The sequence below is a fragment of the Pseudonocardia lacus genome (assembly GCF_018531445.1).
GTDB classification, from domain to species: Bacteria; Actinomycetota; Actinomycetes; order Mycobacteriales; family Pseudonocardiaceae; genus Pseudonocardia; species Pseudonocardia lacus.
In genome coordinates this window covers 1-12549 of record NZ_JAHDTH010000145.1, presented here as the reverse complement: position 1 = coordinate 12549, position 12549 = coordinate 1, and the positions used below count along the sequence as shown (strand labels likewise).

The window sequence follows — 12549 nt, the reverse complement described above, 5'->3', positions numbered from 1 at the left end:
GCCGGCTCCGCACGGCGCCCGCGGCGTGGAGCGGCCCGTGGCCCCGCCCCGACCGGCGGTGTCGCCGCAGCGCCCGGCGGTGTCCCGGGCACCGGGCCGCGCGGCGCCGGTGGCGGGGGAGGACGGGCCCGTCGACCTGACGCTGGTGCGGCCGCTGGTCCCGGAGGCCCGCGACCGGACCGACCCGGAGGCGGTGCTGCCGCCGGGCACCAAGGTCGTCGACATCGACGGCCGCCCGGAGGGTGCCCCCGCGGCGGTGGACCCCCGCGCGGTCCCCGCCGGCCTCGACGACGAGGCGGAGGCCCCGGAGGAGGGGACCGACGGCGGCGCCGAGGACAGTGCCGATGCCGGGGCCAACGCCAACGCCAACGCCAATGCCGGGGCCGGGGCCGAGGAGCCGATGCCGGCGCTGTCGCGCCGCGAGGTGCGGGCCCGCCGCGCGACCCGTCACCGCCCGCGGCGCGGACCGATCGCCGTCGCCGCGGCCGTCGCGCTGCTCGGTGTGGCCGGCCTGGTCACCACGCTCGGCTCCGAACCCGCCCCGGAACCCCGCCCGGCCGCGCCCGCGGTGGCGCAGGCCATGGTGCCGACCCCGCCGCCTGCGCGTCCCACCGCCACCGCGGCGCCGGGGGTCGTGGCCGGCGAGGCGGTGCGCGCGGCGGCCGACCCGACGTCGCAGCAGGGCACCGCGTTCCTGAAGGCCCTGCGCGAGGCTGGCATCCCGACCAGCCGCAGCGGTGCGGCCGAGACCGAGGCCGCCGTGGTGATCTGCCAGCAGATCGAGCGCGGCACCGAGGACTCCGCCCTGCTGCGGGTGCTGCCCGCGGTGCTGACCTCGATCACCGCGCAGCAGGCCCCGACCGTGGTCGAGGCCGCCCGGGAGCACTACTGCTGAGCCGGCTCACGGCGGGCAGAGGATGCCCGACGGCGGCACCACGCCGCCGACCAGCATGGCGTCGACGAACCCGGTGACGCACGGGGTCCGCGGGTAGGCGCCGGTCCCGGCGCCCTGCCAGCTCAGGAACCGGGCCGAGGCCAGGCCCTCCGCGGTGCGCCGGGAGCCTTCCAGCGCGCCCTCCGGGTCGGCCGCGGTGCCCAGCACCAGGATCGGCGGGGCCCCATCGGCCCGCCCGGCCAGGTCGGGGCCGGCGGACGTCGGCCACGGCGCGCACGCCACCAGCCGCATGGCCAGGATCGTCCCGAACAGCGGGTAGGCCGTGCGCCAGCTGGTGGTGAGCTCGGCGATCTCGCCGGGCGACAGCCGGCGACGGGTGTCGTTGCAGGTGGTGGCCAGCATCCCGTCGAAGCGCCCGCCCGCGCCGGTGATCGGGGCGATGGCGGCCAGCAGCGGGGTCGGGTCGCCGTCGACCGCCGCGCCCAGCGCGAACGCCAGGCCCGGCCAGGCCTGCGGGTCGCCCAGCCGGTCGAGCAGGACGGTCAGCGCGGCGCCGGCGGTGAGTCGCGTGCCGTCGACCGCGGCCAGCGGCTGCACGCGCAGCCGGTCGAGCAGGGCGCTGACGGCGGCCCGCGGGTCGGGGCCCAGCGGGCAGGCCGCCCCCGCCGTCCGGCAGACCACGGCGAACGCCTCGAACGCGGCCTCGGCCGCGCCGGCCCGCGACTCGCTCAGGTCCGGCTCGTCCAGCCCCGGGTAGGGCGGGCCGTCGAGCACGAGCCGGCCGACGGCCGTGGGGGCGGATCGGGCCCACGCGGCGAGCGCGGCCGCGCCGTCGCCCACCCCGACCGCCGACAGCCGCCGCACGCCCAGGTCGATCCGCAGCTGCTCGACGTCGGACGCGGTGAGCACGGTGCGGTAGGTGGACAGGCCGCCGTCGAGGGAGAGGTTGCACTCCTGGACGATGTCGCGGGCCTCCTCCAGCAGGTCGGCCAGCGCCTCCTCGCTGGTGACGGTCGCGTCCACCAGCGCGGCCCTGGCCCCGCCCGGGGCGCAGTCGAGCAGGTCGACCCCGGAGCCGCGGCGGTCGAGCCCGACGATCGCGAACCGGTCCAGCACCGACGGCGAGACCTGGGTGGCGAGCGTGACGGCGTGCGCCGCGGAGGGGTCGACGCCGCTGTCGCCGACGGTGAGCAGGGGCGGCAGGTCGTCGGGTCGCGCGGAGGCCAGCGACACCCGGCTCACGCCGAGCGAGATGCCGCCCAGGCCGGGCTGGTCGGGGTCGGCGGGCACGATGATCTCGGCGCACTCCACCTGGAGCGCGCGGTCGGCCGGCACCGGCGGGGCGGCCAGCAGCGAGTCCTGCGTGCAGTCGACGAACGGGACGCTGACCAGGCCGGCCTCCGGCTCGGGCAGCTCCTCGTCGAGGGCGGGCCCGGACGCGGTGCCGGTCGGGGCGGCGGGCACGTTCTCCCCCCGCACGGCCACCGGCGGGCGCTCGGAGGGCCCCACGGTGCAGGCCGCGCCGGTGATCGCGAGGGCGAGGCAGAGCAGCGCGGTCGCCACCGCGCGGCGCGGCGATCGCCCCACGTGCGTGCCCTCCCGTCGTCCGCGTTGGGCTCCCAGGGTCGTCCAGCGCCGGTGTGGCCGCGGTGAGGCAGGAACCCGGTCAGGCGACCCGCGGCGGGGGTGTGACGGCGTCCAGCTCCAGGCGCACCGCGACCGGCAGCTCGCCGAGCTCCAGCGACTCGCGCGCCCCGGCCAGCACCTGCTCGTCGAGCGCGGCGAGCACCGCGCCGACGTCGGCGTCGTCGGCCAGCCACAGGGTGACCCGCAGGGCGGGGGCGTGCTCGGGACCGACCAGCCGGGCCCGGGCCCGCCCGACCCCGGCCAGCCCTGCGGCCTGCCGGCCGATGGCGTCCGCCGCGGCCGTCGAGTCGATCACGATCCGGGTGTCGGGCACGCCGGTCAGGTGCAGGTCGGGGCGGGACTCCGGGCGCACCGAGCGGGCCGCCCAGACCACTCCGAGCACGGCGAGCAGCAGCCCGCCGACGATCGCGACGAGCCGGAACGGCAACGGCTGCGCGCGCAGCGTGTCGAGGATGATCGGGTCGAGCAGCGGGCGGGCGGAGCGCCCGGTTCCGAACACCCCGTAGGACAGCAGCGCCACGAGCGTGCCCGCGACCAGCAGCAGCCCGCCGACGAGCACGACGAGCGACCGGTCGCCCGCCGCGGAGCGCGCCACCGCGGCCCGGGCCCGCCGGCGCAGGCCCGTCGTGTTCGACCGCGCGGTGGTCGTCGGGGTGGTCGTCGGGGTGGTCACCGGGGCCCCTTCCGCTCCGACACCGACACCGACACGGTCGGCCTGCGGTGCAGCGGGAGCTGGTCGAGCAGTTCCTCGACGCGGGCGACGACGCTCGCGCGCAGCTGCGGCTCGTCCGCCCAGCCCTGCGCGGTGACCGAGATCCGCCGGGCGGACGCGGTGACCGAGGCGCTGGTGACGTCCTCGGCGGCCCGCACCCGGCGCCCGACCAGCTGGGCCAGCACCCGCGGCGAGGTGGTCACCGTGATGGCCGGGTCGGGGCCCTCCATACCGATCGCGGAGCGCCGGGCCAGCAGCCCGACCAGCACCAGCAGCAGCCCCACGACGGCGGCCACGATCGCCACGACGGGCACCGGCTCGCTGCGCCAGGTCAGCCCGCCCAGCCAGACCTGCCACGCCGGCCACGGCACCACCACGCCGTCGGCCACCCCCGCGGGCAGCGACGGCCGCAGCCACGCCCCCACCACCTCGATGACCAGCAGCACCCCGGCCGCGGCCAGGGCCAGCGCGATCAGCGGCGAGAGCACGCGGAGCACGGCGCGCATCGGCGGAGTCCTTCCGGGGTGGTCGGGTCTGGGTGGTCGGGATCGGCGGTCGGAGCAGGTTCAGAGCGGGGTGCGGGTGCGCGCCGTCGGGGTGGGGGGCTCGCGCAGGCCGACGACGGTCACCGTCATCGTCCGGACGTGGAAGCCGGCGATCCGGGTCAGCTCCTCGCCGACCTTCGCCCGCACCGCCTCGATCACCGCGCGCACCGGGGCCGGGTAGCGCAGCGTCAGCTCCAGCCGCACGTCGACGGCGAGCGGGTCGCCCGACCCGACGCTCACCCGGGCGCTGGCCCCCGCCTCGCCGACGTCGATCCCGGCCAGCCTGCGCTCGTGGCGCAGCGTGCCGGGGACCGAGTCGGCGGCGAACTCCACGATCCGGCGCAGCACGATCGGCTGGACGTCGAGGTGGCCGCGCTCGCCCACGTCCTCGAGCGGGACCGCGGCGGGCGAGCTCACCGGTCGCGGCCGCGGCCCAGCACCGCGCCGAGGTCGAGCTGGCCGTCGAGCACCCGGCCCACCAGCAGCCCGATCACCCCGGAGACCAGCACGATCAGGAAGACGGTGAAGCCGCCGAAGGCCCCGGCGGCGCCCAGCGCGAGCCCCGTCAGCAGGCCGGTCTGGGTTGCGTTCATCGCGTACTCCTCGGGTCTCGCGGGCGGGCGGTGGACGGTGCTGGTCGGGCGGTCACGGCGCTCACCGCACCCGCGGGTCGCGGCGCCGGTGCCAGGTGCGGATCAGCGCGACGCCCACCCGGACCGGGAACGGCAGTACCGGAACGACCTCGACGGGCCGGTCGTAACGCTCCTCGACCCCTTCGGGCGCTGGCGGGGTGGCGCCGCGGCCGAAGCGGGCCAGCCCGGCGGCGAAGACCTCGGGGTCGCCGCCGCGGTCGGGGTGGTTGTCGCGGACGAACGCGCGGAACGCCGCCCGTTCCTCGGCCGTGTCGAAGTGGATGTCGGCGCGGAGGTCGGCCTCGCCGTCGGGGTCCGGGGGCGCGCTCACCGCACCATCCTGCCGGGGTCGGCCCCCGTCGCGGCACCGCCGGAACCGGGCGCGTCGCCGGCCGGGTGGCCGAGCAGGTCGTCGACCGCGTCGCCGACGACGTCGCCGACGGTGATGTCGACCGCGGCGCCGCCGCACAGCCGGGAGGCGGCGTCGCGCACGTCGGCGACCACGTCGGGGATGGGGCGATCGAGGCGCAGCACCACGCCGACCTCCACGGGTTCGGCGCCCTCGCCGATGCGCACCCCGACCAGGCGCCCGCCCGCGCGGAAGGTGGCGATGTCGTTGTACCGGCCGCCGTGCGGGCCGGCGACGCCGGGGACGGCGAGCACCGCGGCCGACACCCGCTCGGCCAGCGCGTCCCGCTCCTCGACGGTGGCCGGGAGCGGCCCGGGCGCGCTCACTCGACCCGGGACGTCACCGGGACCGGGATGTCCTCGGCGGCCTCGAGCTCGGGCAGGTGGATGTCGTTGACCGCGATGTTGACCTCGATGACCTCCAGCCCGGTCATCCGCTCCACGGCGGTGATGACGTTGCGGCGCACCGCCCTGGCCAGCTCGACGATCGACGCCCCGTACTCGACGACGATGTCCAGGTCGATCGCGGCCTGCTTCTCGCCCACCTCGACCTGCACGCCCGCGATGTTGGTCGCGCCGGCCCCGCCGCCGGGGATGCGCTCGCGCAGCGCGCCGAACGCCCGGGAGACGCCACCGCCCATCGAGTGCACGCCGGAGATCTCGCGCGCGGCGATGCCGGCGATCTTCTGCACCACCGAGGCGGCGATCGTGGTCTTGCCCTGGGCGGTCTCGTCGGCGAGCCGGGCGGGGGAGGACACCGTGGTCGTCGGCGTCCGGACGGTGGACGTGGTGGTGGTCGTGGTGGACGCCGCGCTGGATCGGGGGGTGCTCTCGGTCACGGTTCTCGGCCTCTCTGCTCGACGGCCCCCATCTTCGCCCTCCCCGCCGGTGGCGACGCGGCCGGCGGGTCCGGTCGCTCACCCGATGTGAGCATCCCGGAGGTAGCGCAGGAGGAGGGTGCCATCCTCGTGCGCCACCCCGACCAACGACAGCGGGCGCGCGGGGGTGCCCGCCGGACCGCGGGCGATCCGCCCGGCGTCGCCGCCGGCCAGCAGCGGCGAGACGGTCAGGCACAGCTCGTCGACGGCGTCGGCGGCCAGCAGCTCGCCGAACAGGCCGGGGCCGCCCTCGCACAGGACGCGGTGCAGCCCGCGCGCGCCGAGCTCGCCCAGCAGGGCGTCCGGGGTGAGCCGGTCGAGCACGACCACGTCGGCGCCGGCCGCGGCCAGGCGCTCGCGCCGCTCGGCGGGCGCGGAGGCCAGGGTGAGCACGATCGGGGGGACCGCCGTGTCGGTGAACAGCCGTGCCCCCGGGTCGAGGTCGGCCGAGCCGGTCACCACCGCGATCGGCGGCGGCAGGTCGCGCCCGACCGTGGGCCGGCGGGCGCCGCGGTAGTCCTCGGCGCGCACGGTCCCGGCGCCCACCAGCACGACCTCGGCCAGCCTGCGCAGCCGGCCGAACACCCGCCGGTCCGCCGGACCGCCGAGGCCGCGCGAGCGCCCGTCGACCGTCACCGCGCCGTCGGCGCTGGCCACGAAGTTGACGCGCACGTAGGGCGCGGCGAGCCCGTCGGGGTACGCGTAGTGGGCGGCCAGGGCCGCCTCGTCGAGGTCGGTCGGGCCGGGCACCAGGAGATCCACTCGTCCATCCCAGCACGGGGGGCGTCACCGGGGTGTGCGGAGCGCCGCTTGATGTTGGGGGATCGGTAAGGCTCACCTATGCTGCGGCCACACCGATCGGACCCACCCCGGATGGAGACAGATGGCGCGCGTCCCACCGTCGCCGCGCGGGCGGCGGGCGCCCAGGCGGCCGGCATGGCGCTGACGGCGCTGAAGCCGCGCCCGCCGGCCGGCGGCAGCGGGCTGCGCAGGCGGCGCAGGCTCACGCTGCTCGGCCTGGTCGTCGCCGTGGTCGCCGGCAGCCTGCTCAGCGTGGCCGTGGGGGCGAAGGCCATCCCGCTGGACACCGTGTGGCACGCGCTGACCGCCGCCACCGGCACCGAGGACGACGTCGTCGTGCTGCAGCTGCGCCTGCCGCGCACCCTGTTCGGGCTGCTCGTCGGCGCGGCGCTGGGCATGGCCGGGGCGCTCATCCAGGGCCACACCCGCAACCCGCTGGCCGACCCCGGGCTGCTCGGCGTCAACGCCGGCGCCGGGTTCCTGGTGGTCGTCGCCATCTACCTGCTCGGTGTCACGACCCCGCTGGGCTACGTCTGGTTCGCGCTGCTGGGTGCGCTGGCCGCCGGCGTGTTCGTGTTCGCCGTCGGATCGGCCGGGCGGGGCGGGCCCACCCCGGTGACGCTGGCGCTGGCCGGCGCCGCGGTCACCGCCCTGCTCACCGCGCTCACCTCGTCGGTCATCCTGCTCGACGTCGACACCCTCGACGCCTACCGGTTCTGGGTGGTCGGCTCGCTGGCCGGGCGCGACCTGGAGATCGTCGCCCAGGTGTGGTGGCTGCTGGCCGCCGGCGCGGTGATCGCCCTGGCCACCGCCCCCGCGCTCAACGCGCTGTCCCTGGGCGACGACGTGGCGCGCTCCCTGGGCTTCTCGGTCGGCCGCACCCGCCTGCTCGGGATACTGGCGATCACCCTGCTGGCCGGCACCGCCACCGCCATGTGCGGCCCCATCGCGTTCCTCGGCCTGGTCGTGCCGCACGTCGTGCGCAGCCTCACCGGTCCGGACTACCGCTGGCTGCTGCCCTGCTCGGCGGTGGCCGGGGCGGTCCTGCTGGTCCTGGCCGACGTGCTCGGCCGGATCGTGGTGCGCCCCGGCGAGCTGCAGGTCGGCATCGTGCTGGCGCTGGTCGGCGGGCCGTTCTTCATCGCCCTGGTCCGCCGCCGCGCACTGGCGGCCGTGTGATGGCCGCGCCCACGACGGTCCGCGCGCCGCGCGCCGCGCTCGTGCCCGGCCGCACGCCACTGCGCATCGGGCCGGTGTCCACGGTGGTGCGGCTGCGGGCCGCGGCCGTGGTCGTCGTCGGGCTGGTCGTGGTCGTCCTGGCCCTGGCGGTCAACCTCGGCCTGGGCGAGTACCCGATCTCCGTCCCGGACGTGCTGGCCGTGCTGCTCGGCGGCGGCAACGGCGGCCAGCGGCTGGTCGTGCTCGACCTGCGGCTGCCCCGCTCGCTGACCGGCGCGCTGGTCGGCGCGGCGCTCGCGGTCTCCGGGGCCATCACCCAGTCGATCGCGCGCAACCCGCTGGCCAGCCCCGACATCATCGGGCTGACCGCGGGCGCCACCGTCGGCGCGGTGCTGGTGATCGTGTTCGCCGGCGCGGGCGGCGCCGTCGGCGGCGCCACGGCCGCGGTCGGCATCCCGGTGGCCGCCCTGCTGGGCGGGCTGCTGACCGCCGCGCTGATCTACGGGTTGGCCTGGCGGCGAGGGCTGCAGGGGTTCCGGCTGGTGCTGGTCGGCGTCGGGGTGAACGCGATGCTGGTGGCGCTGATCCAGTGGATGCTCGTGGTCACCGGCGTCTACCAGGCCGCCCGCGCCTACGTCTGGCTGAACGGCAGCCTCAACGGGCGCGGCTGGGAGCACGTCTGGCCGGTCGCGGTCGCGCTGGCGGTCCTGGTGCCGGCCGCGCTCGTGCTCGCGCACGTGCTGGGCGCGCTGCAGTACGGCGACGACACCGCCCGCGGGCTCGGCATCCGCGTCGACCGCTCGCGCAGCGTGCTGCTGCTGGTGGCGGTCTGCCTCGCGTCGGTGGCCGCCGCGGCGGCCGGCCCCATCGCGTTCGTGGCGCTGGTCGCCCCGCAGATCGCGCAGCGGCTCACCGGGATCGCCCGACCGCCGATCACCGGGTCGCTGGTCGTCGGGGCGGTGCTGACCGTCGTCGCCGACATCCTGGCCCGCACCGCCCTGGGCGGCACCGAGCTGCCCGTCGGCATCGTCACGGCCGTCATCGGCGCCCCCTACCTGCTCTTCCTGCTGGCCCGACACCGCCGGAGGTCCCGCGGATGACCACCTGGACCACGCCCGCCGCGGGCGAGCACATCGGCGCAGCCGACCGCGACCCCGGCGCCGTGCGGCTGCGGGCCGACGACGTGCGGCTGGCCTACGGCGAGCACGTCGTCATCGACGGGCTCGACCTCGACGTCGTCAACGGCACCGTCACCGCGGTGATCGGGCCCAACGGCTGCGGCAAGTCGACGCTGCTGCGCGCGATGGGCCGGCTGCTCAAGCCCACCGGGGGCCAGGTCCTGCTGGACGGCAAGCGGATCGACCGCACGCCGACCAAGGAGGTCGCCAAGATCCTCGGGATGCTGCCGCAGTCGCCGCTGGCCCCCGAGGGGCTCACCGTGGCCGACCTGGTCGCCCGCGGCCGCCACCCCCACCAGGCCTGGTACCGGCAGTGGTCCGGCGACGACGAGGACGCCGTCGCCACCGCACTGGAGTGGACCGGCATCGCCGACCTCGCCGAGCGCCCGGTCGACGAGCTCTCCGGCGGGCAGCGCCAGCGGGCCTGGATCTCGATGGCCCTGGCCCAGGGCACCGACCTGCTGCTGCTCGACGAGCCCACCACCTACCTCGACCTGGCCCACCAGGTGGAGGTGCTGGAGCTGGTGCGCAGGCTGCACCGCGAGGCCGGGCGGACCGTCGTCATGGTGCTGCACGACCTCAACCTGGCCGCCCGCTACAGCGACCGGCTGGTGGCCATGCGCGCCGGGCGGATCGTGGCCTCCGGCGACCCGTCCGACGTGGTGACCGAGGCCCTGCTCGCCGAGGTCTTCGGGCTCGACGCGCGCGTGATCCCGGATCCGGTCAGCGGCACCCCGATGGTGGTGCCGATCGGGGTCCACTCGTCGTCGGGGTGACCCGCGCGCGGGCACCCATGGCACGATGTCGGCTTGCCGAGCGCGTTCGCGTGCGGCTCCGGAGCGCGAGAGAGCGGGGGCAGCAGTGGACCACCCGGTTTTCGACCACGAAGGTCCCTGGACCGAGGACGCCTACCTCGCCCTGCCCCGCACCGACCGCGTCGAGGTCGTCGAGGGCACGCTGCTGGTCGGGGCCGGCACCAGCGTCGAGCGGGCCGCCGCGGTCGCCGCGGTGCGCGAGGCGGTCTCCGCGGCCCTGCCCGACGGCCTGCAGGTCCGCGGCCCGGTCGCGCTGCGGCTCAGCCCGGACTGCGTCCTGGTGCCCGACCTGATCGTGACCACGGCGGGCGACGAGGAGGAGGCCGAGCAGGAGCAGGCGGCCGCGGAGTCCGAGCGCGACACCGCGGGCGACAAGCCCGTGGGAACTGTGGGCGGCGACGAGGTGCTCGACGCGAGCGCCGCGCTGATGGTCATCGAGGTGATCGGGCGCGAGCACGGCGCGGTCGACCGGACCTTCAAGCCGCAGCTCTACGCCGGCGTCCGCATCCCCTACCTGCTGCTGGTCGACCACCACGGCCCGTTCGCCGTCGCCGAGATGATCATCAGCGGGCGCTACCACGAGTACGCGCGCGCCCAGGGCGACGAGCCGTTGCGGCTGGAGGAGCCGTTCCAGCTCGACCTCGACCTGAACGCGGTCGCCGCACCCCCGGTCACCGCACCCGCCACCGCGCCCGAGGAGACGCAAACCGTAGGCTGACCGGGTGAAGCCCTCAGCGCGCGAGGCGTTCCGACTCACGCCGGACGGACCGGCCGCCGTCGACCCGCGCGACCGCCCGATCGGCCCCCGCGACAAGGCGAGCGCCGCCGGGGAGCTGGCCGGGCTGGGCGAACGGATCGACGCCCTGCAGGACGCGCTGCACGCCGAGGCCGCAGGCGGCGGCACCCGGGCGGTACTGGTCGTGCTGCAGGGGATGGACACCTCCGGCAAGGGCGGCGTCGTCGAGCACGTCGGCGGGCTGGTCAACCCGGCCTGGCTGCGCGTCGCGTCGTTCGGCAGGCCCACCGAGGAAGAGCTCTCCCACGACTTCCTCTGGCGCGTCCGCCGGCAGCTGCCCCCGCCCGGGCGGCTGGGCTTCTTCGACCGCTCCCACTACGAGGACGTCCTGGTCGTGCGGGTCGACTCGCTGGTGCCCGAGGACGTCTGGCGGCCGCGCTATGAGCAGATCACCGCCTTCGAGGCCGAGCTGGGCCGCAACGGCGTCACCGTGCTCAAGTGCATGCTGCACATCTCGCCCGACGAGCAGCGCGAACGGCTGCTGGCCCGGCTGGACGACCCGCAGAAGGTGTGGAAGTACAACCCCGGCGACGTGGACGCGCGCGCGAAGTGGCCGGCCTACCAGGAGGCCTACGCCGAGGCGCTGCAACGGACCGACTCCGACGCCGCCCCCTGGTACGTCATCCCGGCCGACCGCAAGTGGTACCGCAACTGGGCCGTCGCGTCCCTGCTGGCCGAGACCCTCACCGAGCTGGACCCGAAGTTCCCGCCGGCCAAGGTGGACGTGGAGGCCGAGCGCGCCCGTATCGAGACCACCCGACCGGTCTGACCCCCGGCCCGGCTACCTCGCCAGGTCGCGACCGATGATCTCCTTCATGATCTCGTTCGTGCCGCCGTAGATCGACTGCACGCGCGCGTCCAGGAACGCCTTGGCGATCGGGTACTCCAGCATGTAGCCGTACCCCCCGTGCAGCTGCACGCAGCGGTCGACCACGCGCTTGAGCACGTCGCTGGCCCACCACTTGGCCTTGGCCGCGTCCACCGCGCTGAGCCGACCGGCCACCAGCTCGCCGATGCACCGGTCGACGTACACCCGGGTCACGTCGACCTCGGTGGACATCTCGGCCAGCTCGAAGCGGGTGTTCTGGAAGCTGCTGACCGGCTTGCCGAAGGCCGTGCGCTCGCCGGTGTAGGCCAGCGTCAGCGCCAGGGCGCGCTCGGCGCCGGCGATGCTGGACACCGCGATGCTCATCCGCTCCTGGGGCAGGTTCTGCATCAGCGAGATGAGCCCGGTGCCCGGCTCGCCGAGCACGTTCGCCGCCGGCACCCGCACGTCGGTGAACGCCAGCTCGGCGGTGTCCTGGGCCTTCAGGCCCACCTTCTCCAGGCGCCGCCCGCGCTCGAAGCCGGGCATGCCCCGCTCGACCACCAGCAGGCTGAACCCGCGGCTGCCGGCGTCGGGGTCGGTGCGCGCCACCACGATCACCAGGTCGGACATGATGCCGTTGGTGATGAACGTCTTGGCCCCGTTGAGCACCCAGCCGTCGCCGTCGCGGCGCGCCGACGTGCGGATGCCCTGCAGGTCGCTGCCCGTGCCGGGCTCGGTCATCGCGATCGCGGTGATCAGCTCGCCGGAGCAGAAGCCGGGCAGCCAGCGCCGCTTCTGCTCGTCGGAGGCCAGCCGCAGCAGGTAGGGCGCCACCACGTCGTTGTGCAGGGAGAAGCCCACGCCGCTGGCGCCGACCGCGGCCAGCTCCTCGGTGAGCACGACGTTGTAGCGGAAGTCGTCCTGCCCGCCGCCGCCGTACTCATCGGGCACGTCGGTACCCAGCAGCCCCGCGGCCCCCGCCGTCCGCCAGAGCTCGCGGTCGACCTGCCCCTCGTGCTCCCACCGGTCGTGGAACGGGGCGATATCCTTGGCGATGAAGGTGCGCGCGAGCTCGCGGAAGGCGTCGTGCTCGGGCTGGAAGAGGTCCCGCTGCATCCCGCGAGTGTCACAGACCCCGCCCCCGCACGAAACGGTCTCCGCTGACCGTCACAGCTCTCCCGCCGCCGTCGAGAACGAAGTTGTCGGGGTTGTAAAGGGCGCGGGGTTGCCGCCCAACAAGTGTCGGGGGGGGGGG

Annotated in this window: 16 protein-coding genes; 6 read left to right on the top strand and 10 right to left on the bottom strand. The window is 76.2% G+C overall.

From position 1 onward, the window contains the following. On the top strand, positions 1-895 hold an 895-nt coding region (locus tag KIK08_RS26355), incomplete at its 5' end, for a DUF732 domain-containing protein (protein WP_214405946.1). Positions 896-901: 6 nt separating this feature from the next. Here KIK08_RS26355 and KIK08_RS41925 read toward each other — a convergent pair. The 9 genes from KIK08_RS41925 to KIK08_RS26310 form a co-directional block, all read right to left on the bottom strand. Next, entirely contained in the window at positions 902-2482 is a 1581-nt protein-coding gene (locus KIK08_RS41925; RefSeq protein WP_214405945.1) for an alpha/beta hydrolase, read from the bottom strand. 79 nt (positions 2483-2561) lie between these two features. Continuing rightward, a complete protein-coding gene (locus KIK08_RS26345) occupies positions 2562-3215 on the bottom strand; it encodes an Asp23/Gls24 family envelope stress response protein (protein ID WP_308257902.1) in 654 nt (217 codons plus the stop codon). Further along, positions 3212-3760: a DUF6286 domain-containing protein gene (locus tag KIK08_RS26340; protein WP_214405944.1), complete on the bottom strand. Its 549-nt coding sequence runs from the start codon at positions 3758-3760 to the stop codon at positions 3212-3214. The genes KIK08_RS26345 and KIK08_RS26340 overlap by 4 nt, the downstream gene beginning before the upstream one ends. Positions 3761-3820: 60 nt before the next feature. Then, positions 3821-4216 (bottom strand): Asp23/Gls24 family envelope stress response protein, encoded by a 396-nt coding sequence (locus tag KIK08_RS26335; RefSeq protein ID WP_214405943.1) that lies wholly within the window; start codon positions 4214-4216, stop codon positions 3821-3823. Beyond that, the gene (locus KIK08_RS26330; protein WP_214405942.1) at positions 4213-4392 is read right to left on the bottom strand and encodes a hypothetical protein; all 180 of its coding nucleotides are present in this window, start codon (positions 4390-4392) and stop codon (positions 4213-4215) included. Before KIK08_RS26330 ends, KIK08_RS26335 begins: the two co-directional genes overlap by 4 nt. Positions 4393-4453: 61 nt before the next feature. Then, the gene (locus KIK08_RS26325) at positions 4454-4762 is read right to left on the bottom strand and encodes a hypothetical protein (protein WP_250557850.1); all 309 of its coding nucleotides are present in this window, start codon (positions 4760-4762) and stop codon (positions 4454-4456) included. Next, the gene (locus KIK08_RS26320; protein WP_214405941.1) at positions 4759-5166 is read right to left on the bottom strand and encodes a hypothetical protein; all 408 of its coding nucleotides are present in this window, start codon (positions 5164-5166) and stop codon (positions 4759-4761) included. The genes KIK08_RS26325 and KIK08_RS26320 overlap by 4 nt, the downstream gene beginning before the upstream one ends. Next, positions 5163-5678, bottom strand: coding sequence for an Asp23/Gls24 family envelope stress response protein (locus KIK08_RS26315; RefSeq protein WP_214405940.1), 516 nt, complete (start codon positions 5676-5678; stop codon positions 5163-5165). Before KIK08_RS26315 ends, KIK08_RS26320 begins: the two co-directional genes overlap by 4 nt. Positions 5679-5756: 78 nt before the next feature. Next, positions 5757-6479 carry a pyrimidine reductase family protein gene (locus KIK08_RS26310; protein WP_214405939.1) on the bottom strand — a complete coding sequence of 241 codons (723 nt, stop codon included), beginning with the start codon at positions 6477-6479 and terminating at the stop codon, positions 5757-5759. A 174-nt stretch (positions 6480-6653) separates the two neighbouring features. Between KIK08_RS26310 and KIK08_RS26305 the strand changes: the two genes are divergently transcribed. From KIK08_RS26305 to KIK08_RS26285, 5 genes are all read left to right on the top strand, one after another. Next, on the top strand, positions 6654-7697 hold the full coding sequence (locus KIK08_RS26305) for a FecCD family ABC transporter permease (protein ID WP_214405947.1): 1044 nt from the start codon (positions 6654-6656) through the stop codon (positions 7695-7697). Further along, entirely contained in the window at positions 7697-8797 is a 1101-nt protein-coding gene (locus KIK08_RS26300; RefSeq protein ID WP_214405938.1) for a FecCD family ABC transporter permease, read from the top strand. Before KIK08_RS26305 ends, KIK08_RS26300 begins: the two co-directional genes overlap by 1 nt. Then, a complete protein-coding gene (locus KIK08_RS26295) occupies positions 8794-9651 on the top strand; it encodes an ABC transporter ATP-binding protein (protein WP_214405937.1) in 858 nt (285 codons plus the stop codon). Before KIK08_RS26300 ends, KIK08_RS26295 begins: the two co-directional genes overlap by 4 nt. Before the next feature lie 85 nt (positions 9652-9736). After that, positions 9737-10408, top strand: a complete 672-nt coding sequence (locus KIK08_RS26290) for a Uma2 family endonuclease (RefSeq protein ID WP_214405936.1) — start codon at positions 9737-9739, stop codon at positions 10406-10408. 4 nt (positions 10409-10412) lie between these two features. After that, complete coding sequence (locus KIK08_RS26285) at positions 10413-11255, top strand: PPK2 family polyphosphate kinase (RefSeq protein ID WP_214405935.1); 843 nt, start codon at positions 10413-10415, stop codon at positions 11253-11255. A gap of 12 nt (positions 11256-11267) precedes the next feature. Here the strand turns inward: KIK08_RS26285 and KIK08_RS26280 are convergent, their stop codons facing one another. Beyond that, the gene (locus KIK08_RS26280) at positions 11268-12410 is read right to left on the bottom strand and encodes an acyl-CoA dehydrogenase family protein (RefSeq protein ID WP_214405934.1); all 1143 of its coding nucleotides are present in this window, start codon (positions 12408-12410) and stop codon (positions 11268-11270) included. Between the last annotated feature and the right edge of the window lie 139 nt (positions 12411-12549).

Excerpts from the sequence above, each read along its gene's own strand:
- KIK08_RS26340 (WP_214405944.1), bottom strand. The coding sequence starts at position 3,760 with ATGCGCGCCGTGCTCCGCGTGCTCTCGCCGCTGATCGCGCTGGCCCTG.
- KIK08_RS26330 (WP_214405942.1), bottom strand. The coding sequence starts at position 4,392 with ATGAACGCAACCCAGACCGGCCTGCTGACGGGGCTCGCGCTGGGCGCC.
- KIK08_RS26305 (WP_214405947.1), top strand. The coding sequence starts at position 6,654 with ATGGCGCTGACGGCGCTGAAGCCGCGCCCGCCGGCCGGCGGCAGCGGG.
- KIK08_RS26300 (WP_214405938.1), top strand. The coding sequence starts at position 7,697 with ATGGCCGCGCCCACGACGGTCCGCGCGCCGCGCGCCGCGCTCGTGCCC.
- KIK08_RS26295 (WP_214405937.1), top strand. The coding sequence starts at position 8,794 with ATGACCACCTGGACCACGCCCGCCGCGGGCGAGCACATCGGCGCAGCC.
- KIK08_RS26280 (WP_214405934.1), bottom strand. The coding sequence starts at position 12,410 with ATGCAGCGGGACCTCTTCCAGCCCGAGCACGACGCCTTCCGCGAGCTC.